This window comes from Nitrospirota bacterium (genome assembly GCA_016219645.1).
In the GTDB taxonomy this organism is placed as follows: Bacteria; Nitrospirota; Nitrospiria; order Nitrospirales; family Nitrospiraceae; genus Palsa-1315.
This window is the reverse complement of the sequence record JACRLR010000010.1, coordinates 80,159-103,421: the sequence shown is the minus strand read 5'-3', so window position 1 is coordinate 103,421 and position 23,263 is coordinate 80,159. Positions and strand designations below refer to the sequence as shown.

The window sequence follows — 23,263 nt, the reverse complement described above, 5'->3', positions numbered from 1 at the left end:
CCAAAGGAGCGGCCAAGGTTGCTCTTCACTGCGCGCATCGAGCGACCACCGCTCTTCACCTTCTTCCTTGAGGGCGGACTAGATGGTCTCCTATTGCGCGTGTCCAACGAGGGTCTTCCCAGACCGCGCGTTGCACGAGCACGGGAGGCATCTAGTCTGCCCTCTCTCCTCTATTTCATGAGGAACGTCTTTGAGTTTTCTCCCGAAGCCGTGGTGACGGTGAGAAGCACCAGGCCTTTCTTGACGCCGCTTGGCACAGTGGTCGTGATGCTGTTATTGGTCTGTTGAAACTGAGCCGGGTGGCCTGGACCGAAAGAGATGCCCCGCATACATGCAGCCTGGCCGAAGTTGCTCCCCGTAATGACGACTTTATCTCCGGCTTTCCCTTCGTCCGGCGTGACTTTCTCAAGCGTTGGTGCCTCACCAAAACAGGATGGAGCTTTTCCCGCAGTTTCTGCCGTGGAGAATTTTAGACCAGCGGTTTCTGGGGCGGACAAATTCTTGCGTACTTGCGGCTGCTTTTTCCCTTTCATCTCCTTCTTGGCTGGTTCGGCGGCCCAAGTGCCGAGGGGACTGACGGCGCCTAGGCAAATAGCTAGCAGCCCCACTGTCACGGTGATCCTAAAGCCTGCTGCCCTGTTCATAACCATAACTAGTCTCCGTTCTGTTGTGGCTCATGTCGATGGTGCTGTCATAGCTGCCCTCGCACAGGCGTGAATCATTATTCAATCGTCGAGATATCGCCAAGGTCCTGTCCGAGTTCTTTGGCTTTGAGCACCCGCCGCATAATTTTTCCTGATCTGGTTTTGGGGAGCGAAGGCACAATGTCAATTTCAGACGGCACGGCGATTTTGCCCAATTCATGCTTCACTTGTTCCTTGATCGACTCGATAAGCTCCTGGCTTTCCACTTCCCCCTGTTTCAAGATGACGAAGGCTTTGATGGATTCACCGACGAGTTTGTGCGGCTTACCGATCACGGCAGCTTCGGCCACGGCGTGGTGACTGACCAGTGCGCTTTCCACTTCCGCTGTGCCGAGGCGGTTACCGGCTACCTTGATCACATCGTCGGCGCGGCCCATGAACCACATGTAGCCGTCTTGATCTTTGTGACAGATGTCGCCCGCGGTATAGCAGTTCGGGATCGTGTTCCAATAGACCTTATAACGTTCGGGGTCTTTGTAGATCGTTCGCATCATTGATGGCCAGGGCTTTTTGATAACGGCCAGGCCGCCGGCGTTTGCAGGGAGGCTGTTGCCCGCATTGTCGACGACATCTGCCTCGATGCCGAGAAAAGGTCTGGTTGCGGAGCCCGGCTTCAAGGGGACTGTCGGCAGGGGGGTAATGAGGATGGCCCCGGTTTCGGTCTGCCACCAGGTGTCCATGATCGGTTTGTCTCCACCGGCTGCACGATGAAACCATTCCCAGGCTTCCGGGTTGATCGGCTCGCCGACGCTGCCCAGGATTCGAAGGCTGGAGAGATCGTATTTCTTGGGCCAGTCTTCTCCGTAACGCATCAGCAGACGGATGGCGGTGGGAGTCGTATAGAAAATCGAGACGCCGTAATGTTCAATGAGATCCCACCAGCGTCCGGGATTCGGATAGTCAGGCTTGCCTTCCGCTGTGAGGATTGTGGCGCCGTTCAGGAGAGGGCCATACACAATATAACTGTGGCCGGTAACCCAGCCGGGGTCGGCGACGCAGAAGTAGACATCATTGTCCTTAAGGTCGAAAACGTATTTCGTGGTGATGTAGGTTCCGACCATGTAGCCGCCGTGGACATGGACCACGCCTTTGGGTTTGCCCGTGGTGCCGGATGTATAGAGGATATACAGAGGATGTTCCGCGTCCAGATGCTCGGCTTCGCACACCGCCTTCTCGTCTTTCAGCCAGTCGTGCCAATCGATTTCCTTCGGCGCGGACAATGCGACGCCTGGGGCCTGTCGGCGCAGGACCACGACACGGTCGACGGTGGGAGAATTGGCCACGGCTTGATCGACCACCGCCTTGAGATCGAGGACCTTTCCCCGGTCGAATCCGACATCCGCCGTGATGACCAGTTTGGCTTCTGCGTCCTGAATGCGGCTTGCCAGGGCTGGGGCGCTGAATCCGGAATAGACTACGCTATGGATGACACCGATACGTGCGCAGGCGAGCATCGCGACGATTTGTTCAGGAACTTTCGGGAGGTAGATTGTGACCCGATCTCCCTTGGTGAGCCCGAGCCTTTTCAGTGCGTTCGCGCAGCGATTGACCTGTCGGTACAGTTCGCCGTACGTAATGACTCGTTCTTGATCGTTCTCACCGACCCAGATCACGGCGACCTTGTTTTTACGCCAGGTTTTGACGTGCCGGTCCAGACAGTTATAGGTAATGTTGCAGGTAGCTCCGATAAACCATTTGGCCCAGGGATAGTTCCATTCCAGGACTTTGGTCCAGGGAGAGAACCACTCGAGCTCCTTGGCGACATCGCTCCAGAAGCCTTCAGGGTCCGCAATCGATTTGTTGTAGGCGCTCTCGTAGTCTTGAATATAGGCCGCGGCTTTGGTCTGAGCAGTGGGGTGATACAGGCGGCTTTCCTTGAGGAGTGTTTCGATGTTCTCTGCCATGGCGGAATGACTCCTTCAGGTCGCGAACAATGCAGAATCGGCATATTATGATGGAGAGAGAAGGGGAACTCAACCATGCATAAGAAGGGTATCCGCCCCCCTGTTTCTTGACAGTCTCGCAGACGCAAGAGTACGGTGATTTGTTATGCGCTACCTCATGTTGAGGCCGACCCAATTACTGTTGACCGCTGTGCCCAGAGGAGCTCGTCCCGTTCTTTTTGCCTGCCTTGTGTGCGTGATTGCAGTCATGGTCTGTCCGCTCTCGGCATCAGCCCAACTGGGGAAGCCGGAAGGGCTGTATTACAAGTCGTGGGCCATTATCGTTGCGGTCGAGAACTATCTTCTGGCCCCCAAAATTCCCGGCGCGATCGAGGATGCGAAAGCCGTAGCGGAGTCGTTCCGTCAGTTGGGCTTCGACGAGGTTATTGAGCTCTACGACAAGGACGCAAGTGCTCGACGTCTGCAACAGACGCTTTCGGATTTCCTGCCCCGCAAGGTCGGTCGATACGATCGGCTTGTGCTCTATTTTGGGGGGCATGCAGGTGTGACGCAGGATCTTGACGGTCTGGAGTTGGGATACCTCGTCCCTTGGGATTCGCAGATCGGGAACCTGTCCAAATCGGTAACGTTTGAACAGCTCAAAGAATTCAGCCGGCGCAGCGCATCTAAACACACCCTCTTTTTCTTGAATACTGCGGTTCGTGGGTGGGAGGTGAGTACTGCTCAACCACTCTCGCTCGAAGGACGATTGGCACCAGAAGATGATACGGAGCGCCGAGCAGTACAAGTATTAACAGCGGGCGATAAGGGTGAGTTGTTGAGTCAGCAAAATGGGAGGAGTCTCTTTGTGCAGGTGTTGCTCGATGGGTTGAGCGGCCTGGCAGATCGTAACAAAAACGGTTGGCTCATGGCCTCAGAGGTCGGGGAGTATGTAAAGCAACGAGTTCAGGAACGGACAAAGGACGTCCAGCATCCCATTTTTGTACAGCTCGAAGGGGAAGGGGATACAGTGTTGATCGAGGGCCGAAAGGCTGCCTTTCTTAGTGGGTCGGTTCCCCAGTCTCCGGCCGATCGGCGCCAGGCTGCAAAGATGCGATATGAACAGGCATACGCGCTCCTCCAATCAGGAAAATCCTCGGAAGAAGCCCTGAGACTGCTGAACACAGCACTAGAATACGACCCCACGTTCGGCGACGCCTATGTGCTCAAGAGCTATGTGCTGCTGGAAGTGTTGCCGAACCTTGACGCTGCGTTGGCGGCGGCGATGTTGGCAATGCAGTATGCGCCGAAGAATCCGGATTCTCCCTATACGCTCGGGTTGATCTATGAAAAACGCGGACAGTATGCCGAGGCTGAGCGTGCGATGCGGGAGGCACTGGTGGTCAATCCCGACTACACGGATGTCTACTTTTCCCTTGGCATCCTCTACGCCGACGAAATGAAGGATCACGCAAAATCGGTCGAGGCCTTTACGCGGTATCTAGAGCTTGGCGGGAATCACGCCCGTGCCAGAGCCGCGGTGGCACAGTCGAAACCGTAGCAGGATGCTCAAACTGGTTGTTTTGTTTATCTGGTTCGTCTGGTCTGTCTGGTTTAACCAAACAAACGAGACAAACTAACTAAGCCAAATAACAGTCCTTTTCTGCTGGCGGGCTTTTTCAGCAGTCTGCCGTTAGGCTCTTTCGCCTCCTTTGAGATACCCCAGCCCAATCTTGACGGCTTTCCGTGTTATTTCTGCCCAACGAACTTGAGGATATGCGGCAAGGACTTGTGCCGCCTTGGGGTCTTGAACCTCCAGGCTGAGAATTTTAATGATGCCGTCATCGATCTGCACATCTGCCACGGGTATCCTCCTTCAGGGAAGGTTAAGGCTGAGGTTGAGAGAGGAGAGTCAGATCTTCGCTCAACCTGAACCTCGACCTCAACCTGCTTCATTCGCTGCGGCCTTGCTGATCAGTCTTTTTGAGCATCCTGCGGAAATATTTTCCTGTTAAGTTACACATGCGGAACAGCGAGACGGGATATCGGCCGTCTGTTTCGTTGACTGAAGTGGGGGTGCATGTTAGCATGATTTTGTTTGAAATCTCGAACGTGAGTTGATGGAGTCAGCCGCTGGGGCGTAACTGATTCACTACCCTGATCATTACCAATGGAGGCGTCACATGAATAGCACACTAGGGTTCAAGTCAAGGCTGGTCGGGGTAGGCGTGGCGATGGCCCTGATGATTGGACTTGTTGCATGCGGTGGCCCTCCGAAATGGGTGAAACAGGGGTCGGGGGCGTTTAACGAGAAAGATAGCAAAGGCTTTTATGGCGTCGGCGCTGTGGCCGGTGTTCGGAATGAACCGCTAGCCTGGGATACTGCTGAAAATCGTGCCAGAGCTGAAATCGCCAAGACCTTTGAAACCTACACAGGCTATTTGATGCGTGATTATGCCGCCTCGACGACGGCCGGAGACTTTACGAAAAATTCGGAGGAACAAAATGTCGAGCGGGCTATTAAGACTGTGACGACCACGACCCTCAGCGGCGTGAGGCCTATCGAGCGCTACAAGGATGACAAAACGGGCACATACTACGTGTTGGCCAAGCTGAATCTCGAGGAGATGAAGAATAATCTTGAACAGGCGAAGGAACTGAATGCACAGGTGCGCGATTACGTGAGGAAAAATGCGGATCGGCTTTTTGAGCGCCTTGAGAAGGAAGAAGAGAAACGGGCCCCACGGTAAACATGCCTACTGATCGACCGCCAATTGGCACATCTGCGAGGAGGTACGCGTGATCATGATGGATCGGGGGCGAGTCGGTCTCCTTGTGCTGACAGTGGTATTACTGGGCGGCTGTGCGCAAGAGACGAAAGTGACTAGGGTCGACTCCGAAGTCGTCACGGATCTGAGCGGCCGCTGGAACGATACCGATTCGAGGATGGTCGCGGAGTCAATGGTCAAAGAAGCGCTGGGGTATCAGTGGCTCAACAACTTCTCTAGTTCGAAGCATCGCCAGCCGGTCGTCGTCGTCGGGACTATCCTGAACAGCAGCCATGAGCATATCAATGTGAACACGTTTGTGGCCGACCTTGAACGTGAGCTCACGAACTCACAAAAAGTGACGTTTGTGGCAGGAAAGGGAGATCGTGAGGAGCTTCGGACCGAGCGCAAAGAGCAAGCGATGTATGCGCTCGAGGAGACACAGAAGGCTCCGGGCAAAGAGATCGGTGCTGATTATATGATGAAAGGCTCCATTGCGACGATCCTCGATGAGGCCGAGGGGACGAAGGCGGTGTTCTACCAGGTCGATCTGCAGATGGTGGATTTGGAGAGCAATGCCAAGGTCTGGTTCGGTCAGAAGAAGATCAAGAAAGTCGTCGAAAAGAAACGTTCCATTTTTTAGGCTCCTACACCTTCGGTGAGCCTTCTTGCCTCAAGCCCCACCGTCTCTGTTCCGGCCCGGTGGGGCATTTTCATTTCCACTCAGTCTTTCTTCGCCCTGCTGGCATTCGTCCTGCTGGCAGGGTGCGGCCCTTCAGTCAACCGCTATGCCCTCATTGAAACAAGTCTGCGAGCCCATAATCCCAAGGGTGCCGATGCCATCGTCCAATCGGCTGAAAAAGAGTATGGCGACAAGAGCCGCCTGCTTTACGGCATGGATCGGGGCATGACTCTCCACCTCGCCGGCGACTATCAGCAGAGCAACGCAGTATTGGAGCAGGCTGAGGAGGAATTGGATCGTCTCTACACACGAAAGATTCGAACGGAAACCCTTGCATTCATGACGAATGATACGGCGTTACCCTATGAGGGTGATCCCTACGAACAGGTGCTGATCAATGTGCTAAAGGCACTCAATTATGCGGTATTGGGTCAGTGGCAAGATGCGCTGGTCGAGGCACGACGTATCGACCACAGGCTCAACGTCCTGTCGGATCGAACCACTGAGAAGAATGCCTATAGGGATGACGGTTTTGCGCGCTATTTGAGCGGCATACTCTATGAGAGTACCGGTGAGGTGAATGATGCATTTATTGCCTATCGAAAGGCCTATGAGGCCTTTGAGGCGACCCGTACCTGGTCACACACCCCCGTTCCATCCCAGCTGCCCATTGACCTACTGCGAACAGCTGAGGCGCTGCACTTTACTCAAGAATTGTCTGGGTACCAATCTCTCTTCCCCGATGCGAGATGGGAGGCTCGTCAAGCGTTGCAAGAACTCGCTCAAGTTGTTGTGATCAGCTATAATGGCCGCGCCCCACGCAAGGAGGATAGGTTTCTTGACATACCGATCAGTCTCGATGCACTCCAATTGGTGCTCCTGAACCGTGGGTTTTCACAATCGGAACGGAATCGGGGTGTAGACACAGTCATGTACGGGCTAAACGGGCAGGTTGTTCGCGTGGCCTTGCCACGGCTCGTTCCGCAGAAAACGCATGTGCCGCTTGATCGAGTCAGTCTCATTCCTGACAATGGCACACCCGTGACGGTGAACACTGAACTGGTGCATAACGTGACGGCCTTGGCAGATAAGGCCCTCTCAGAACGGATGGCTGTAATAACCAGCAAGGCTCTCGCCCGTGCCGCCACAAAGCACGCGATGGCCGAGGCAACGACGCGAGGGGCTCAGCAGGCAGCGGGAAAAGATGCGGGCCCGTGGGTCGGTCTTCTCGTTGGGTTGCTGACGAAAGGATGGGCAGTGGCATCGGAGGAAGCGGACAAGCGGAGTTGGCAGACCTTGCCTGATGAAATCCATCTCGCACGGGTTTGGATTCCGCCGGGGCATTACCGGGTGCAGCCCAGCGAATCCCATGATGCTCTGCTGCCGGAGACCATGCGCACCCTGTTCCTTGGGCCAGGCGAGACTGCCGTGCTCATTCAGCGGGTGATGCCATGATGAACGGAATATGTGTCGCGAGCCGAATCGGAGTGGTGGTCATGGCATCAATTGCGTTAACCGCCTGTGCATGGTTTGGAGGACAAGCGAAACCAGATTGGGTCGATGGAGTGAGTACCACCTATCCCTCTGGGCAATATCTTGTTGGTGTGGGACAGGCGGAGAATCGAGCGGCAGCCGAGGATCGGGCTTATGCAGCGGTGGCCCGTATTTTCAAAGCTGAGGTCAATGCGCAGGCAAAGGACTGGGAGTCATATCTGGTGATCGAGCAGCGCGGACATAGCAGCGAGGAGCGGCGGTTGACGCTGGACAATCTGACGAGCGTCTCGACCGATAAAGTATTGGAGAATGTCCGGATTGTCGACCGGTGGGTCGATGTACACACAGGACTCCACTATGCACTCGCGGGGATGCACCGGTCCCAGGCAGAGACTGCATTCATGGAGCGCATTACGGAGCTGGATCGATCAATCAGCGACGATGTCCAGGAGGCTCGACGGCCCCCGGACGATAAGATAGCCAAAGTCAGAGCACTCAGACGGGCTGCGAGAAATTTGGTGCTCCGGGAGACCTACAATGCCGACCTCCGCGTGATTCGATCGAGCGGGCAGGGTACCCCCGCAGCCTACCGAGTAAGCGAACTCACACACGAACTCGAACAGTTCCTTGCCACGAATCTGATCCTGGCAGTTGCTGTGACCGGCAACCAGGCTGAGCCGGTACAGCGCGCCTTGACGGAAGGATTGCTGAGGGAAGGACTGCAGGTCTCGAGCCGGCCGTGGGGGGAGGATCGCTCTTCGAGCGGCGGCGTTTCCAGCGGACCATCACCGGAGTTGCTCGTGCGAGGCATGGTAAGGGTATGGCCGATCGACGTCCGCGATCCTCTGTTCAAGTTCGTTCGATGGTGTAGTGATCTCGAAGTTGTGGATTTGACCAGCCAGCGGGTGGTCGGCGCCTTGTCAAAGGGTGGGAAGGAAGGCCATTTGTCGGAGCGTGAGGCGACAGCCAGGGTTGTGCGTGTCATGCAGCAAGAGTTTTCTGCCGATGTGGCAAAGGCCGTTGCAGGGCATGTGTTTGGAGAGACGGAATTGCCGGCTCGAGCAAGCCAGCCTGCGGGATGCCCGCGGGACGGGCTGATATCTTCGCCGGCGTCAGCACCCCACTAACTTGGAGAAAGGGAATGTATGGCCAAGTCGAGCTCGGAAGCAGGACGAACAACAACTCGCGCACCACGCAGCCGTGGCCGCGGGTTGACAGTTACAAAACAACGGGTTCCCAGCCGCTTGGCGAAGCGTCGGCTGGGAGAGCGACTGAAGAACGACACGGTGTCGTTCAATCAAGGGAATCTGGCTGACAAGTTCCGTAAGGAAGGATATGACGAACTCCCGCTCGATGAGCTCCAAGATCGTCTATCGAAAATGTCGGGCCCCTTGGCTGCCATTATTCTGAAGGGGAGGGTGTGATCGCATGCCGTACTATTATCTCGACTCGACAGCGCTGGTAAAACGATACAGTATGGAGCGCGGCACACGTATCATTAACAGGCTCATGGTGAAGCGAAGTAAAGTGGTGATTCTGCCGACGTGGTCGGTGACGGATTTTTATACGGCGTTCGCCAATCGAGCGCACCATGAAGAGATTACTCGGGATGATTGCTACTCGGTGATCCATAAGTTCGAGAGGGAATCGCAGGAAGGGCTATATCAGTTCATCGCCCCGACGATGCAAACGTACTTAGCGACGAAAGAGATTGCGTTGGAGTATCCTGCACTCCGAACACCACAGGTTTTGCATCTGGCGTTGGCTATGGAGCTCAAGCCTCTGCGGCTGACTGTCGTCAGTGCCGACACGCAATTGCTCACAGCCTGTCGTTCTGCAGGGCTCCATACTATTAATCCGGAAGAGGATTGATGGGAGGGGACTGACACCCTTCTCCGCGTCTGCGCGTGGTGTCTGTCCCCGTCCAAATAGGGACAGGCACCGTCTAGGGCGACGGAGCGCACGGTCTGAACAGGAACAGGCTCTGCCGCAGCGGCGGAGCCTGTCCCTCAGCCTCATAAATAATACGGGTTACGCAACCTGATCCAGGAGTTCCAGCACTGCTTCATTCCATCCCACCGGCCCGATTCCCTTGGCATAGACGATTCCCGGCAGGTGGATGTCGGGGTCATATGATCCGTCCGGTTTCTGGACAAGAATCGGGTAATTCACCATGGCCAGCAGAGGGGCATCATTGATGCTGTCCCCGATGCCGACGGTTTCGATCCGGTCCGTCTGTCCGTTCATGCGCTGTTGGCGGAGGTAGCAGCGCAGGAGCACGGAAGCGGCCTCCCCCTTGTCATTTTCCCCGGTCAGATGAAATAATCGCCCTCCTTTTGTCCATCGCAGGCCGCGTGTAACGATTTGGCGGCAGACTTCTTCGACGAGTGCCTGAGGGCCTTGCAGGAGGTACGGCTCGTCATATTCCCGTTGCTTGGCCAGGAGAGCGTCAGCATAGGGGAGTCCGGTCACCTGCATGATAGATTCTACCGACAGATCGCCGAAGCCTTGTAATGGCGTTTCGACAGCATCTTCGATCTGTTTCAGAACCTCGCGCAGCATGTGGTATGGGAGGCCTAATTCGATGACCTGGTAGGGAGACCTGGTTCGCATCCGCTCCAAGGGGAAGTCGAACAGGCCGTGAGGAATAAACACCGCTCCACCGTTCTCGACAATGAAGGGATCGCAGTGGGCCAGACGTCGGCGGAGTGGTTCCATTTCCGCGCGTGTCTTACTCGACACCAAGACGAGTGGAATTCCTAGCTCACGGAGTGCAGCCAAAGCTGGTGAGGCCGCTTCATAAGAGTACGTCGTGCTATCCAGAAGTGAGCCATCCAAGTCCGTATAGACGATCAAATTGGGCATGGATTTGTGCTCTTACCAGTGATGGAGATCATCGACGACGCTGGACTTTGGCCGTCCCCCGAGTCGTCGCTCGAGAAATCCTTTGGCAAGATCGGTTGCGCCGAGTCCAAATGCAATCGCTCCGGCCAGCACAATCCCTCCCCAGGTAAGGCCGAATCCCACGACCACGATGTGTTGCGCAATGCCGAGTTGCTCCAGCGCCATGGCTCCTGCAAGAATCTGGATTCCCCAGCGGGAACCGGCTGCAATGAGTCGGGCCGGAGTCAATCCGGCGTTGACGGCTGCTATGAGGACAGCTCTGGATGTGAAGTTCGAGAGAAAATATCCAGCCAGGAGAATGACCGTTGCCGTAACGAAGTGGGGGACATAGGCTAGCAGTGACTGGGCGAATTGGTTGATTGGAGCGAGGTTCAGGGCTCCTAACGCCGCGATCGAAGCCAGCACGATCACGGTCCAATAGATGCCGCGGCCAACCAGGCGGGAAGGATCCGTCTTGACCCCGCCACGCAAGAGCGCCGCATTCATTCCCAGTCGATCGCAGAGATGGTCGAATCCGATGACGCGAAGCAGTCGTTCAACGAAGAAACCGGACGCCCATGCGGTGAGGAGGCCACCGAGCAGAATAATACCCATGGCCAGCACATTGGGGAGCACGGTCAGCAACTGGTGTCCGAGGAGTTGCAGCGGTTTGAGAAGTGCCTGATCAATAAACTCATCCATGATCACCTCCTGCGGCTACGGTTGTGTGGCGTAATAGAGCCGACGAGACAGGTTGCAGTGTCAGCGGTCGCCAACGCTCAATCAGATAGGATTTCATGTGTTCGAACGTGCGGCACAAGCCTTCAATCTTGTGTTCTGCTTCCTTGGAGGTCAGGCCTTGGGTGGCTTGGACGAATGAGGCAGTACGCCCTAGGTACAGTGGAGTCAGGGCTTTCAAGAGGTGATCGCGCGGCATGATGCGTTTGTGGTAGGCGGTGGCCGCATCGTAGACCACCTGGACCCACAACTCGTCGGGGATACGGCAGTCAGTGCCGGCTGTGCCCTGGAGGTTTCGCAATCGAGTGATGGTGTCGCCTGCCAAAATCTGTTGCCAGAGGGGTTCAAGGTCGGCAAGGCCCTGTCGATAGTGTGTCACCATCCGCTCCACGTTGACATGCACCGGTTCGATCCCGACTTCGTAGGGAAATCCAAAGAGTGGAACCGGTTGTGATTCTCCCTGTCGAGACCAGAGACCTTCATGTTGCTCCATCAAGGCAAAGAGTGCCCCCATCACTTGCACCAGCATGGCTGATAAATCGGCCGAAGGATCTTTGGGATTATGAATCTTGGCGCCGAGGAAGCTTTGGCAGACCCTTGCGCCGCTGGCGATGGCTTCCGTCGTCATCCAGATATCGATACCGAATCGGGCCACCTCCGAGTCCCAGACATGCTGGTCGAGGTAGTGGCCTGCGAGTTCACCGGAGAAACCAAATTCTCCGCCAATAGGCTGGCGGATCCGTCGTCCGTACAGAGCCCTGGTCAGTGGGTAGGCGAGACTGTTCGTGATTGTCCCGTCGTATTTGTGGCGCAGATAGTAGGGAGCGACGTAGTCGTATCCCTCTGCCATGATCGGGCGAAGTAAGAGTTCGATCCATTCCGGGGAGATACTGCGGAGATCTGCGTCGACAACCGCGCAGGCTCTAGCCTTCAATCGTCGTGCAATCTCGAAGATGGTTCGAAAAGCACTCCCTTTTCCGGGAATCCCATGGTATGGCGTCACGATCCGATGCAGGATGCTTTGATGGTCGGAGATGAAGAAGTGTTGGGAGTCGATAGTCGTGCGCGCAACAATGGCGGTGGTCTCATCAGAAGAGCCGCCATCGGAATTGACCAGGACAGCCCGATATCCAGGGAAATGTTTTGCGAGACCGACGCTGACGGCCTGAACGACGTGCCCGACCGTGTCTGCGTTGTTGTAGCTCGGTATCCCGACAAGGATATCAGCGGAGCCAATTTCTTGGATGCGTGCTTCAGTCGGTGCAGTGAGGGATATGCGGCTCGTGTTCATGGCGATTTGGTTGCTGCTTCAGTTTTGGGGTCCCATGCGTGGTCTGTTTCAACGGCCTCGACGAGGCGCTCGAAAATATCCGGGACCGCATGTGTCACACGACTCCAGTTGGAAATCATGGGGACGCCCAGTGGATCTTCGAGAAAGCCTTCTGTGGCAAGTTTCATTCCTTTCAAGAAGACTTCGACCGCCGTTCGCTCTTGGTGTCGGTCGAAGGTGAGGCTGTTGATCGCCGCGTCGTTTTCGTAGCGGCTGATCGCCTCTTGCGCTGCCTGCAAATATGTTGCCCGCAGCGTCTTGAGGACTCCGTCGGACAAGATGACGCCTTCGCTCGCCAGATTCCTGAAAAGGGATTTCGTAATATCCGCGCACATCTTGAGAAGGCCGACATCGGGGTCATGGTCTGAGAGCTCTTGATGTTTGTGGTCATAGGCATCCGCGATATCCGCTTGGCAGATGCGGCGCAAGGCACAGTTCCGGTAGACCTCCGCGAGGACGCCGATTTCAAGACCCCAGTCACCTGGAAAACGGTTGGTCCAGGCCAAGTCCCGCACCATGGCGAATTCCCCTGCCAGCGGGTACCGAAAACTGTCGAGGAACGTCAGAAGCGAATGAGGTCCCACAAGCTGTTGGAGGCTTCGGATCAGGGGGGTGATGAACAGGCGGGTCACTCGCCCATGGAGACGGTCTGTCACGCGGCTGTAATAGCCTTTGCAGAATTCATAACCGAGATTTGGATTCGCGATGGGATAACAGAGGCGTGCCAGATATTCCCGATTGTAGCTGGTGATGTCGCAGTCATGGAGTGCGATGACCTGGCTGTTGTTTCTGGCCAACACATAGCCGAAGGCGGTCCAACAGCCCCGTCCCTTGCCCGGCAATCCGACATCGAGGTTGTGGTCGACCAAGAGCTTGAGGATGGCTTGGATGCGCGCACCGTCATTCCAGATCAGACGCACCCGTTGGGGGAGTACGGAAAAGAACTCTTTCGCCATGCGAAACTCCAAGGCCGAGGCACGATCCAATGAAATGACGATCTCGTTCAGGTAAGACACGCTGTCGAGAGTTTCCACGATAGCCTTCAATGCCGGGCGTCCCAATTCTGAATAGAGTGAGGGAAGGACCAGGGCAATGGGATTCGCACGCCCATACCGGGCCAATTCGCGCTCAAGCTGATCGAGATTCGACTGTCCGAGGCGGTGAAGCACTGTCACGACACCATTTTGGTAGAAATCTGACATGGGAGCCTCCTTATGAACGTCTTGGCTGCCTAATCTGGCTCTGAGATGCAGCACAATCACGAATAGGCATCAAAAACGTATGCTGCATGCACCGTAGCGCCGGTGCATCAGTATATTACACTAACTGTGCAGGTGATATGCCACCGGTGAATGGCCAAACTGTTAGGTATTCGGAGAGCAACAGGAGTGGAAGGTGAAGAGGGTGGTGGAAAAACCCTTCACCTCTAACAGGGTTACTCTGGTTGGTTTGTCTTGTTTGTTTGGTTCAACGAAACGAACTAGATGAACTAAATTAACCCAATAAACCAGTCGTTAGGGGCGATCCGTGGAGAGGCGTTTGGCAAGACGATGGGCAAGTCGCACCATGCCGGCCGAGCGGTCTGCCGGATCGAGCAGCACATTCATCACATGCAAGCGGCTCGTATCGGCCAAGGCGATGGCGAGGCCTCGTTCAAACCCTCCTTGGGTCGTGATCCTCGTGCCGACTCCTCCTCCGACCATGTCGCAAATCCGTTCATAGTGCCACTCGTGGACGTCGTTGAAAGGGCCTTCCAGAATCTCCCGTTCAGTAGAGTAGCCTCGATTATTCAGCACGATGACAATCGGTGTTTGTCCATATCGTACGGCGGTCGAAAGTTCTGTTCCCGTCATTTGAAACGCGCCATCGCCAACCAACACAATCGGTCGAAGCGTGGGGTCGGCGAACGAGGCGCCTATGGCGGCCGGAACGGCAAACCCCATTGAGGTGTAATAGGCCGGGGAGAGGAACTCGAAGCGCCGGTGGACATGGAGATCAGCTGCTGCAAAGAGCGATTCCCCGACGTCGGCAATGACAAGGGTCTGCTCGTTCAACAGGCCATCGAGATGGTGAAAGAGCCCATTCAACGTCACCGGGGCATCCGGTGCAATTGAGATTTGTGCGGGGGAGGGAGGTGTTGGAAGCGGGCGAGAAGGAAATGCAGGCAGGGGATTGCTCACCAGTGCCTTGACAAAGTCTTGAAACCTGATTGCGTCGTAGCGATGGTGTTTGATGGCCACACGATCAGCTGTCGCGTGGATCGTGCGCCCTTCCGACAGCAGAGGTGAATCAGCATTGAGATCTTCGACATCGGATAGGATCGACCCCAGGATGAGCAGACAGTCGGATTCATTGATGAACTGTTGGACCTCGTCACGTGCGATGAGGCCGCCATATACTCCGACGTAGAGCGGGTGATCTTCACGGATGACCGACTTGCCAAGCAGGGTCGAGGCGATAGGGACATTGAGCCGTTCAACAAGCCGGGTCAGATCATCTTGGAGCCCGAATCGTCCGATTTCTGCACCGGCTAAAATAGCCGGCCGGCTGGCTAAAGCCAGCATGGTTCGGACCTCCGCTATCGCTTCCTCCAGTGCGGCGCTCTCACTTGGTTCGTCGTCGAGGCACAAGGGGCGTAAGGGGTTTGCCAAGGACGTATGAACGAGATCCCGAGGGATTTCAATGTAGATCGGGCGGCGATAGCGCAACATTGACGAAAAGGCCCGATCCATTTCTCGTTCAGCGGTCGAAGGATCATCCAACGAGATGGCTGCTACCGTAATCTTCTCGAAGACCTCCCGTTGCGTGGAAAAATCCCGCACCATGTGATGCAGATACGGCGTACGAATACGCTCTGAGAGCCCCGGTGATCCGGTGAGCAGCACTACCGGAGACCGCTCGGCATAGGCGCAGGCGATGGCGTTTACGGTATTGAGTCCACCGACGCAGTAGGTCACGCAGACCGCGCCGATGCCGTTGATTCGCGCGTAGGCATCCGCCGCGAACCCCGCACAATCTTCCCTGGTGGTCCCGATTTGCTGAATCGGTGAGGCCTCGATCAATTTATAGAGGCTGAGCACATAGTCGCCGGGGATTCCAAAGATATGGCGGACCCCCAATTGGTGGAGCCGGTCGATAACAGCGGAACCGATGGTCGGTATTTGACTCATTCTCAAGTTTCCTGGTTCATCGAGTGGAAATCATGCACGATCTTGCGCCTACGGGCAGCAAACCACAGCGCAAGGCAGCCGTCAAGTAACCAGATATGCCCGGAGGGGGTTGACGTTCGGTTCGCGCCATTGGATAAGTATGCAATGACTCTTCAGGATGACAATTCTCGAGGCTCTGTCCGTCTTTCTCGCTCCCATGCCGCAGTGGCACAAGGACATCTCTGGATCTATGCCGGCTTTGTCGAGGAGGTCAGGGGTGAGCCGCGAGCGGGTGATGTGGTCGATGTCATGGCATCGGACGGGAGATTCTACGCACGGGGTCTCTACAATCCTGCGTCTAAGATTCGCGTGCGGATTCTGACCTTCGATGATGAACCCATCACAGAACAGTTTTGGAGAGGGCGACTAGCGCAGGCCCTCAGATTGCGTCAGCGAATCGTCACCGGAACGACCGCGTATCGACTCATCTATGGGGAAGCGGATCGATTACCGGGCTTGATTGTAGATCGATATGACGAGGTCTTGGTCATGCAGACCCTGTCGTCCGGCATGGACCGTCGGAAAGACTTGCTGGCCGGTCTTCTATGTCAGGAATCCGGAGCCCCGAGAGTGTATCTGCGGAACGATGCCAAGAGTCGCATATTGGAAGGATTATCGATGGAGAAAGGATTTCTTCGGGGGGCCGGTGCGACGACGATCAACATCCAGGAGGGGCCGGCACAATTTTTTGTCGATGTTGAACGAGGCCAGAAAACCGGATGGTTTTGCGATCAACGGGAGAATCGACTAGTGGCGGCGAAGTATGCAGCCGGCGCAGATGTGTTGGAGGTGTTCGCGCATACCGGAGCGTTTGGGATTCATGCGGCGCTGGGAGGGGCACAGTCGGTTGAAGGACTGGATGTGAGTGAAGACGCCCTGGCGCTCGCGCAGCGACATGCGCTGTTAAACAAGGTGGATGATCGCTGTGTCTATCGAACAGGGGATGCGTTTGAGGAAATGCGAAAACTGAAACAGGCCGGGCGCCGTTATGGTCTGGTGCTACTCGATCCTCCAGCCTTTGCCCGCAGTAAACAGGCCGTGAGTCGGGCCCTGGCTGGCTACAAAGATGTGAACTTGCATGGGATACGACTGACCAGGCCGGAGGGATTTTTGATCACGAGTTCCTGTTCGCACCATGTGACGGAGCAGGATTTGTGGACAGCGATCTGTCTGGCCGCGCGCGATGCACAACGACAGGTTCGCTTGCTGGAACAGCGTGGACAGGCCAGTGACCATCCCGTCCTCGCCACAATGCCCGAGACGCGCTACCTCAAGTGCTTCATCCTACAGGTATTGTGAGCATGAGGCCGGTAGCATGACATCGTCGTTTGTATGCAGGACGCTCAAAAAGGCCGTTCAGCAAGGCCGCAACGTATGAAGTAGGTGTAGGTCGAGGTTAAGGTTAAGCGTCGAAGAGGTTCGTGTTTGCTCAACCTTAGCCTCAGCCTTAACCTTGCAATCACGCTGGCGGACTTTTTCAGCGTCGTGCTAGTCGCTTGGTGGTTCGAAGTGGCCCGACGGGCGGTTTTGCCAGGGTACCGTTGCCTGTTTGGCCTGTTTGACAAGGCTCCGCAAATTCACTTCCGCTGCGCGCAACAATTTCGGTTCGCCGCTTTGCATAATTGCTGTGAGCAGGACATACAGCGACCGATCCATATGTGATCCGGCGAGAATCCGTTCTGTAACAGGATCGGGGCCCGGAGGGATGGAGTCTGTCTTGTCCTCGGGATCTTCAAAGAGAGTTCGAAATAAGGTTGGGTGGCTAAAGAGCCAGGCCGGAGGGATCTTCAATGCGCCGGCGAGCGCTTCCAGCAGGGAGGCGGAGGGGTCAATCTCACCCGTCTCAATTTTCTCCAAGAGGTGAGGTTGAAGATGTAATTCGGCCGCCAAATCATCGATGGAATGACCTTGCGAGACACGCCAGGCCTGAATCAGTTGTCCGAGCTCCATGGCCTGATGATACTCAAGCAGAGGCGATGCTGCAACCTCCCTAGGGCGGATCCTGCATAATTTTCCTTGAAACACAATGACTTAAGAATGTTTCCCTCCCAGTGGAAGATGCCTGATGAAATCGGGTATAGTGCGTCGTGGGGGTATTATCGATTCAGTGAGGAGGAGGATCATGTTAGGGACGGATATTCGAGGAATTATCGCAGAAGAAGAAGAAGTTCAGCGTCGTAAGGATGCCTTGAAGTCTCTCTTAACCATGCGTTCCAGGCAGTTGCGTGAGTCGCTGGAACAGCGGATCAAACGGGCTCGTACTGGTGGAGATTGGATTCAGCTTTCGAAAGAAGAATGCGCTTCGCTGCACAGGCGGGAAAAACTCTATCTCAAGTCTCAGTTCGAAAAGCTTCAGGATGAGCAGGATCGAACCAAAGGAAAATTGACCGCCCTCAAACGGGCGAAGGCACGGGCTCAACGAATTCGAGCTGCCGAAGCGGCATCCGGACGGAAACGCCGCTGAAGCAGTGCTATCCAGGTGCGTACTCGCTAAGGATACTGGTGAGTATCCGCTCAGTGGTCCGGTCAATGTGGTGAGCTGCGATTCGTTTCTGTCTTACTTGTGAGAATCCAGACCGGTTCAGCCTCGAACGCCGTGCCACCGCATTCGTGAAGAATCCCGCCTAAGATGGCTGCCGCAGTCCCCCTTCTAACAAGGTCTCAAGGAGCCGACATTCGGGGGCTTCTTCGTGAAAAATCTGTCCGAGCGCAGAGTGGTTCGTTCGTGGTCGAAGGCAGCCATGCAGTAGAGGATCTTCTAACCCGGTATCCCGACCAGATTCTGGCAATTGTGTCAACCCAGGGCTATCTCCCAAGGGGGGGGCGGGACGAACGGGTGATCCGTGTGGCCTCCTCGACGAAACAATACTCCTGTTCAGACCTCCAATTCTCAAGGATATCTGATTTGGATGCGCCTCAAGGCATCCTCGCTGTCGTGCGGCAACCGACATGGGATGAAGGAAGTGTGCTGAGACAGCCGACTGTCCTGGGAATTTTTGGGGAAGAGCTCCAAGATCCCACGAATGTTGGAGCTATTATTCGAACGGCGGCAGCTCTCAACCTCAGTGGGCTGTGGCTCACGCCTGAATCTGCTGATGTCTATCATCCCAAGGTTGTTCGTGCGACCAGCGGCTCGTTGCTCAGCCTACCGATCTTTATTGCCAGAGACGTCTCCGTGTTGATTCGTCAAGACTGCGGGATTTTTGCGGCAGAAGCGACAGGGAACGGAACTGTTCCGATCGACGAGATTCGTCAGGTGCCTCGGAGACTCATCCTTGCTGTCGGGAATGAAGGTCGGGGTTTGTCAGCTCAACTGAGCAGCCAGGCGACCACTCGATTCACGATTCCCCTGAGCCGTGACGTGGAGTCACTTAACGTTGCGGCGACTGTTGCGATTGCCGCATTCCACTTCTCGCGGCTTCCCAAACGGAAATGACCCGGGCCCATTCATCTATCCGAGGGAATGTTCCCGCTAAGCTGTCGATTGAGTGATGTGAAAGGGGTAGTGGTGCCGGGCTACAGGGCTATGCGCGCCTGGTGGTATCTGAGCGGAGGTTTGTGGGCATTGACGGCCGCCTCAACCTGGGACCGCAGAGTGTCGTCGACGATGACTTCATAAAAGGCTTCGGACATAGGAATGCCAAGCTGTGGATGCCTTTGATCAAATGAACGTATGTGACCAAGCCGGATGATGAGCCGATGTAGGGCCCCATTGAGGTCTGGATACTTGCCAAAGAAAAACGTAGTTGGTGTGTCGTCTCTGGGCAGCACGAGCGTAACCTCCTGCAACGTCAACTCCGATTGGAGCTTCACAAATCCCTCCTTGTTCAGTTCGATGCCGTTCACGTTGTAGCGTAAGCGCCCTTCGAACTTGTCTTCTGTCCGAGAATGGCCTTGGGGGATATCGTAGATCTGTACGTTTGTAGCGACTCGCTTCTGGTTGGTCTGTTCATTCCGTAGCATCCATGAGCAGGACGATAGCCGGTCGGCCATGCCGATTGCGGGCGAGATCATAATGGGCTGGTTGCCGTCGAACAGAAATGTGGGCGGCCCCTCACAGTAGACAACTCCAATCCCGATCTCCAGCTCTGGCAGACCGTTCTTGCGGCAGGACGTATTTTGTTTCTGTACGAGGTCCAGCAGCCGTTTACCGATTCCGCACATGCGTGCCGCGCTGAACTGATGCTCGGGAGTTTCCTTATGTTCGGTCATGCTTAAAATGACGGCATCTCCCTCAATGAACACTTTGTTGGCCCCATAGGTCTGCAGCACCGAATTGAGCGGATCGAAAAAGTTGAGACTGAAGTGAGAGGCCGGGTTCAGTGACCGGTTGCACAATTCGGCAACCACCTTCGTCGATCCCCTAATGTCGGCCTTGAGAATGACGTGATTGCGAACTGTCTGCACAGACGTTTGTATTTCTGCGGTTCCCAAGAACCTATGGAGTGACAGATTGGCCCGCGATAAACGCAGGTCGTTAGGATTGGTCCGCAACTCAATGACGGCGACCGCCTGCCGGAGAATCTGCAAATGGGTGAGATCGCGTCGGAATGTCAGGAATGCTTTCACGAATTTGATCAGGAGGTCGCGTTCCTTGCGGTGTGACAATTTGGCGATGTGCTGACTCAACTGAATCAGTGGAGCCATTTCACCAGGACGCCGCGGCCCTTGTTTGTTATCAATTTTTTCCAGGAGCCCCTTACGCGCCGCCTGGTTCACGACAAACCGGTGAAGTTCCCCAGGCGCGAGCAGGCCGGACAATTCCTTGTAAATGGGAACTATTTCAAACGCTGCTACGACTTGCATCAGGAGGCCATTGCGCCGAAAGTGTCGCTCGACGGTCGCCAGCATGCGCCGCTGAAACCGGCGCTGTGCCTTCCACAAGGCTCTCGCTGATTCATCCCCGGACCTCTTTGCCGCTTGGATTTGGTTAGTCGCCAAACTGTCGTCAAATAGGAGATCGACATTGGCTGGTACCTCGGCCCAGGCAAATTGGGTCTTGGGAGAGTCCTCTCGACGAGGAACCTCTCTGAAGTTACTCTTGGTCGGTTCATTTCCAACGGATCCTTGTCCCAGCTCCAGCTTCTTAGCCGCCTTGGGAAACTCCGCTTTGGTTCTGGCAAGAACTTGCTCGGGCTGAGCCAGCGCGGTCCTAGTGCCATGATGCGACATGGGTGTAGGGAACAGATTGGGAATGAGCCGATCCATAGCGGCATAACTGTAGGTTCGGTCGCCATCCTGGATCCCTCCTTCCTCCAGTAGTACGTAATGAGTCATAAGGAGTTCTTCATCGAATGGGCTATCGGCCAATAACAAGGGGTTCGAGATGAACTCTCTCGGCAGTGACCACCGCTCCCCCCAAAGGGACTGCCGCAGCTCGCCCAAGGTTCCTTCTTCGGATTGGAGAATCGGCGTCAGCAACTGCCTGAGAATCTTGTATTTCAGTTTGGCTTTATTCTGAATGAGCCAACTTAACCATTCGTTCGCTTCGATGCGCACAGTGTCCGACCTCAGACCATCCGACGCGAGAGCCCGTCGTAACTTCTGCCTCATGTGATCGAGATTCCTGTCAACTTCTTCCAGTAAGAACTTAATTGTCGCAACCTGCGCCAGTTGAACCAGGGATGGCTCATTCTTTGACTTGGCCTGATGCGTCGCTGCCTCCATCATCCTGGTGTAGAGGTTCCGAAATTCTTCCCATTGTTGGAACGTCGGACCTCTTCGTGTGGCACCCACACGTCGGTCCTGCGTTTCCTGCTCCACTAATGCGGCAAGCAGTGTTTCAGTGTGGCCTTGGAATTGCGGGCTGAGTTGCACGTCCAGATGAACGTTGTCGATCCCCTTGGTAAAACCGGCGAGATTAATCACTGCCGGCACCGCGGTGTGTAACGCAACTGGTGATTGGTTCGGGTCGGCCCGGGGATAGAAAAAGAGACATGCTCGACGGCACAGGTCTCGCAGTTTCATAGGCGCGTGTGTCTCACCTTCAAATAGCCACGTTGGTGCATGGAAAACTGGAAGCGCACACCACGATCTCTTGCCCTACGTTAGGAGCTGCGGTTGGGAATATTGAGCCAGCGGCTTATCCGACTACGTCTGCTCTCCTTCGTAGGTCGTCACGCCTCATGTCGCCAACATTCGAATATGGAAGAGTATTGTGCTGGACCAATAAATCGAATTTAATGCGGTGCGCCTCTGTTTCTTCCTGTGCTCGTACCGGTGGGTATTATTCCGGTCAGATGGGGAAGGCGTCCCTTCATTTATATACCCGCAGGCAATGGTTCTCCGAAAGAAAAACGAATATCGACCTAGAGCAAGGGCAGGTCACGGCCCGCCACTCAAGAATGTACGTAGTCCGAATTCTCGAATGGACGATGTTGCAGCGGGTGCCCCACTTTGTTGATATCAATGGAGCGTTGAGCCGCTTCTGATCGGGATTATTCGTGGAGTTTGCGACTGCGAATTGCGAACGGCAATTCGGGTAGGCCTGAGATGTGGACAAGCTCCACCTCAACTGGACTAGAGAGGTGTCCACCCATATGACGGCTATCGCAGAAGGACGGAAGGTTGCCTCGCTGCCTGAAGTGAGCACATCCGATGCTGAGCCGATAATGCCAAAGCGGGAGGAAACCGCATGTAAATTGTGGGAAAGAAATGGTGCCGAGGGACAGAATTGAACTGTCGACACCAGCCTTTTCAGGGCTGTGCTCTACCAACTGAGCTACCTCGGCACGAATCATGGCAAGATGAGCGACGCACTGTTACAGGATCGTCAGAGAAAAATCAAGCCACCTGGTCTGGCTGGTTGACTGGTTTATTTGGTTTGTTTCGTTTATTTCGTTGGTTTAATTCAACCAAATAAACAAGACGAACCAAATAGACCAAACAGACTAGATAGACCAGCTAGGCTGTGGCGGAGAGGGAGGGATTTGAACCCTCGGTAGAGGTTTTGCCCCTACGACGGTTTAGCAAACCGTTGCCTTCGGCCACTCGGCCACCTCTCCCCTGATCTCAGCTCATTGCAGGGTTCCCGATCAACTGCGACGGAGGTCGGCACTACAGGAAGACCAGCAAGCGATCGCGATCATACCCCAGGCCATGTGAGCGGCACAAGCGATTCGCGTCGTCGATCAAGAAAAACTCTGGAGGGATATCAGGTGGCGAATGGCCAATTGCGGGGTTTATGCGCGGCGCGCGGTCGATCGAGCAAATGGTTTCGTGTAACGGAGCTCAATATGGCCTGGTCTGACGACACCGCTGGCTGCCAACATGTGCAGCACAGTTCGTTTTTGTCGTTTCTGCCTGCTCTGCACTCTACGCAACTTCATGTATTGGATCAATGAAGTGATGACGTCCATCTTCTCTTCCTTCCAGACGATGCCAATGTCTTCCTATGCTCTCAGGCTAGACTGGGAGCCTCACCCAGTCACCGTGGACGTTGGCACTGAGCGCAGCGGGCAAAAAGTCCATCGGTTTGTGGCTGCATGTCCCAGCGAAGTACAAGGTGATACTTATGGGCTCCGCAGAAGGGGCAGGCGTTGTTCGCTAGCTCTCGACTATTGAGCCCCATTT

21 protein-coding genes and 2 tRNA genes are annotated in these 23,263 nt (G+C 55.3%); 10 read left to right on the top strand and 13 right to left on the bottom strand.

The genetic code is table 11. From position 1 onward, the window contains the following. Positions 1-170: 170 nt before the first annotated feature. Together HZB34_02735 and acs are read right to left on the bottom strand one after the other, a co-directional pair. Positions 171-650: an IPT/TIG domain-containing protein gene (locus tag HZB34_02735; GenBank protein ID MBI5314866.1), complete on the bottom strand. Its 480-nt coding sequence runs from the start codon at positions 648-650 to the stop codon at positions 171-173. Between the two features lie 71 nt (positions 651-721). Further along, positions 722-2,608 (bottom strand): acetate--CoA ligase, encoded by a 1,887-nt coding sequence (gene acs, locus HZB34_02730; protein ID MBI5314865.1) that lies wholly within the window; start codon positions 2,606-2,608, stop codon positions 722-724. A 145-nt stretch (positions 2,609-2,753) separates the two neighbouring features. On the opposite strand from acs, the gene HZB34_02725 reads away from it, so the two are divergent. After that, positions 2,754-4,148: a tetratricopeptide repeat protein gene (locus HZB34_02725; GenBank protein MBI5314864.1), complete on the top strand. Its 1,395-nt coding sequence runs from the start codon at positions 2,754-2,756 to the stop codon at positions 4,146-4,148. 132 nt (positions 4,149-4,280) lie between these two features. Here the strand turns inward: HZB34_02725 and HZB34_02720 are convergent, their stop codons facing one another. Continuing rightward, positions 4,281-4,451: a hypothetical protein gene (locus HZB34_02720; GenBank protein MBI5314863.1), complete on the bottom strand. Its 171-nt coding sequence runs from the start codon at positions 4,449-4,451 to the stop codon at positions 4,281-4,283. Between the two features lie 319 nt (positions 4,452-4,770). On the opposite strand from HZB34_02720, the gene HZB34_02715 reads away from it, so the two are divergent. Genes HZB34_02715 through HZB34_02690 form a run of 6 tightly spaced genes read left to right on the top strand, consistent with a single transcriptional unit; the run spans position 4,771 to position 9,403 of the window. Beyond that, the gene (locus HZB34_02715; protein ID MBI5314862.1) at positions 4,771-5,337 is read left to right on the top strand and encodes an LPP20 family lipoprotein; all 567 of its coding nucleotides are present in this window, start codon (positions 4,771-4,773) and stop codon (positions 5,335-5,337) included. 58 nt (positions 5,338-5,395) lie between these two features. Further along, positions 5,396-5,998 (top strand): penicillin-binding protein activator LpoB, encoded by a 603-nt coding sequence (locus HZB34_02710; protein MBI5314861.1) that lies wholly within the window; start codon positions 5,396-5,398, stop codon positions 5,996-5,998. A 15-nt stretch (positions 5,999-6,013) separates the two neighbouring features. Further along, positions 6,014-7,492 (top strand): hypothetical protein, encoded by a 1,479-nt coding sequence (locus HZB34_02705; GenBank protein MBI5314860.1) that lies wholly within the window; start codon positions 6,014-6,016, stop codon positions 7,490-7,492. Continuing rightward, positions 7,489-8,658, top strand: coding sequence for an LPP20 family lipoprotein (locus HZB34_02700; protein ID MBI5314859.1), 1,170 nt, complete (start codon positions 7,489-7,491; stop codon positions 8,656-8,658). The genes HZB34_02705 and HZB34_02700 overlap by 4 nt, the downstream gene beginning before the upstream one ends. Positions 8,659-8,676: 18 nt before the next feature. Next, complete coding sequence (locus HZB34_02695; GenBank protein ID MBI5314858.1) at positions 8,677-8,955, top strand: hypothetical protein; 279 nt, start codon at positions 8,677-8,679, stop codon at positions 8,953-8,955. Positions 8,956-8,959: 4 nt separating this feature from the next. Then, positions 8,960-9,403 (top strand): type II toxin-antitoxin system VapC family toxin, encoded by a 444-nt coding sequence (locus HZB34_02690; GenBank protein ID MBI5314857.1) that lies wholly within the window; start codon positions 8,960-8,962, stop codon positions 9,401-9,403. A gap of 159 nt (positions 9,404-9,562) precedes the next feature. On the opposite strand, the gene HZB34_02685 is transcribed toward HZB34_02690, so the two are convergent. From HZB34_02685 to HZB34_02665, 5 genes are all read right to left on the bottom strand, one after another. Continuing rightward, the gene (locus HZB34_02685; GenBank protein MBI5314856.1) at positions 9,563-10,396 is read right to left on the bottom strand and encodes an HAD-IIB family hydrolase; all 834 of its coding nucleotides are present in this window, start codon (positions 10,394-10,396) and stop codon (positions 9,563-9,565) included. A 12-nt stretch (positions 10,397-10,408) separates the two neighbouring features. Further along, the gene (locus HZB34_02680; GenBank protein ID MBI5314855.1) at positions 10,409-11,116 is read right to left on the bottom strand and encodes a hypothetical protein; all 708 of its coding nucleotides are present in this window, start codon (positions 11,114-11,116) and stop codon (positions 10,409-10,411) included. After that, entirely contained in the window at positions 11,109-12,443 is a 1,335-nt protein-coding gene (locus HZB34_02675) for a glycosyltransferase (GenBank protein ID MBI5314854.1), read from the bottom strand. Before HZB34_02675 ends, HZB34_02680 begins: the two co-directional genes overlap by 8 nt. Beyond that, positions 12,440-13,684: a glycosyl transferase gene (locus HZB34_02670; protein MBI5314853.1), complete on the bottom strand. Its 1,245-nt coding sequence runs from the start codon at positions 13,682-13,684 to the stop codon at positions 12,440-12,442. The genes HZB34_02675 and HZB34_02670 overlap by 4 nt, the downstream gene beginning before the upstream one ends. Positions 13,685-13,996: 312 nt before the next feature. Then, positions 13,997-15,652, bottom strand: a complete 1,656-nt coding sequence (locus tag HZB34_02665; GenBank protein ID MBI5314852.1) for an alpha-keto acid decarboxylase family protein — start codon at positions 15,650-15,652, stop codon at positions 13,997-13,999. Positions 15,653-15,796: 144 nt separating this feature from the next. On the opposite strand from HZB34_02665, the gene HZB34_02660 reads away from it, so the two are divergent. Then, positions 15,797-16,990: a class I SAM-dependent rRNA methyltransferase gene (locus HZB34_02660; protein MBI5314851.1), complete on the top strand. Its 1,194-nt coding sequence runs from the start codon at positions 15,797-15,799 to the stop codon at positions 16,988-16,990. Between the two features lie 189 nt (positions 16,991-17,179). Here HZB34_02660 and HZB34_02655 read toward each other — a convergent pair whose 3' ends face one another. After that, complete coding sequence (locus HZB34_02655; protein ID MBI5314850.1) at positions 17,180-17,641, bottom strand: helix-turn-helix domain-containing protein; 462 nt, start codon at positions 17,639-17,641, stop codon at positions 17,180-17,182. A 172-nt stretch (positions 17,642-17,813) separates the two neighbouring features. Between HZB34_02655 and HZB34_02650 the strand changes: the two genes are divergently transcribed. Further along, positions 17,814-18,155, top strand: a complete 342-nt coding sequence (locus HZB34_02650) for a hypothetical protein (protein ID MBI5314849.1) — start codon at positions 17,814-17,816, stop codon at positions 18,153-18,155. A gap of 165 nt (positions 18,156-18,320) precedes the next feature. Further along, positions 18,321-19,127 carry an RNA methyltransferase gene (locus HZB34_02645; GenBank protein MBI5314848.1) on the top strand — a complete coding sequence of 269 codons (807 nt, stop codon included), beginning with the start codon at positions 18,321-18,323 and terminating at the stop codon, positions 19,125-19,127. Between the two features lie 80 nt (positions 19,128-19,207). Here HZB34_02645 and HZB34_02640 read toward each other — a convergent pair whose 3' ends face one another. The 4 genes from HZB34_02640 to HZB34_02625 form a co-directional block, all read right to left on the bottom strand. After that, entirely contained in the window at positions 19,208-21,658 is a 2,451-nt protein-coding gene (locus HZB34_02640; GenBank protein MBI5314847.1) for a hypothetical protein, read from the bottom strand. Positions 21,659-22,346: 688 nt separating this feature from the next. Further along, a tRNA-Phe gene (locus HZB34_02635) sits at positions 22,347-22,422 on the bottom strand. Positions 22,423-22,602: 180 nt separating this feature from the next. After that, positions 22,603-22,695 (bottom strand) — tRNA-Ser (locus HZB34_02630). 177 nt (positions 22,696-22,872) lie between these two features. Continuing rightward, a complete protein-coding gene (locus tag HZB34_02625) occupies positions 22,873-23,049 on the bottom strand; it encodes a hypothetical protein (GenBank protein MBI5314846.1) in 177 nt (58 codons plus the stop codon). Positions 23,050-23,263: the final 214 nt, after the last annotated feature.

Coding starts and splice junctions, on each gene's coding strand:
- HZB34_02685 (MBI5314856.1), bottom strand. CDS start 10,396: ATGCCCAATTTGATCGTCTATACGGACTTGGATGGCTCACTTCTGGAT.
- HZB34_02640 (MBI5314847.1), bottom strand. CDS start 21,658: ATGAAACTGCGAGACCTGTGCCGTCGAGCATGTCTCTTTTTCTATCCC.
- HZB34_02690 (MBI5314857.1), top strand. CDS start 8,960: ATGCCGTACTATTATCTCGACTCGACAGCGCTGGTAAAACGATACAGT.
- HZB34_02680 (MBI5314855.1), bottom strand. CDS start 11,116: ATGGATGAGTTTATTGATCAGGCACTTCTCAAACCGCTGCAACTCCTC.
- acs (MBI5314865.1), bottom strand. CDS start 2,608: ATGGCAGAGAACATCGAAACACTCCTCAAGGAAAGCCGCCTGTATCAC.
- HZB34_02665 (MBI5314852.1), bottom strand. CDS start 15,652: ATGAGTCAAATACCGACCATCGGTTCCGCTGTTATCGACCGGCTCCAC.
- HZB34_02675 (MBI5314854.1), bottom strand. CDS start 12,443: ATGAACACGAGCCGCATATCCCTCACTGCACCGACTGAAGCACGCATC.
- HZB34_02650 (MBI5314849.1), top strand. CDS start 17,814: ATGTTAGGGACGGATATTCGAGGAATTATCGCAGAAGAAGAAGAAGTT.
- HZB34_02670 (MBI5314853.1), bottom strand. CDS start 13,684: ATGTCAGATTTCTACCAAAATGGTGTCGTGACAGTGCTTCACCGCCTC.
- HZB34_02695 (MBI5314858.1), top strand. CDS start 8,677: ATGGCCAAGTCGAGCTCGGAAGCAGGACGAACAACAACTCGCGCACCA.
- HZB34_02700 (MBI5314859.1), top strand. CDS start 7,489: ATGATGAACGGAATATGTGTCGCGAGCCGAATCGGAGTGGTGGTCATG.
- HZB34_02725 (MBI5314864.1), top strand. CDS start 2,754: ATGCGCTACCTCATGTTGAGGCCGACCCAATTACTGTTGACCGCTGTG.
- HZB34_02655 (MBI5314850.1), bottom strand. CDS start 17,641: ATGGAGCTCGGACAACTGATTCAGGCCTGGCGTGTCTCGCAAGGTCAT.
- HZB34_02715 (MBI5314862.1), top strand. CDS start 4,771: ATGAATAGCACACTAGGGTTCAAGTCAAGGCTGGTCGGGGTAGGCGTG.
- HZB34_02710 (MBI5314861.1), top strand. CDS start 5,396: ATGGATCGGGGGCGAGTCGGTCTCCTTGTGCTGACAGTGGTATTACTG.
- HZB34_02645 (MBI5314848.1), top strand. CDS start 18,321: ATGGCTGCCGCAGTCCCCCTTCTAACAAGGTCTCAAGGAGCCGACATT.
- HZB34_02625 (MBI5314846.1), bottom strand. CDS start 23,049: ATGGACGTCATCACTTCATTGATCCAATACATGAAGTTGCGTAGAGTG.
- HZB34_02660 (MBI5314851.1), top strand. CDS start 15,797: ATGACTCTTCAGGATGACAATTCTCGAGGCTCTGTCCGTCTTTCTCGC.
- HZB34_02735 (MBI5314866.1), bottom strand. CDS start 650: ATGGTTATGAACAGGGCAGCAGGCTTTAGGATCACCGTGACAGTGGGG.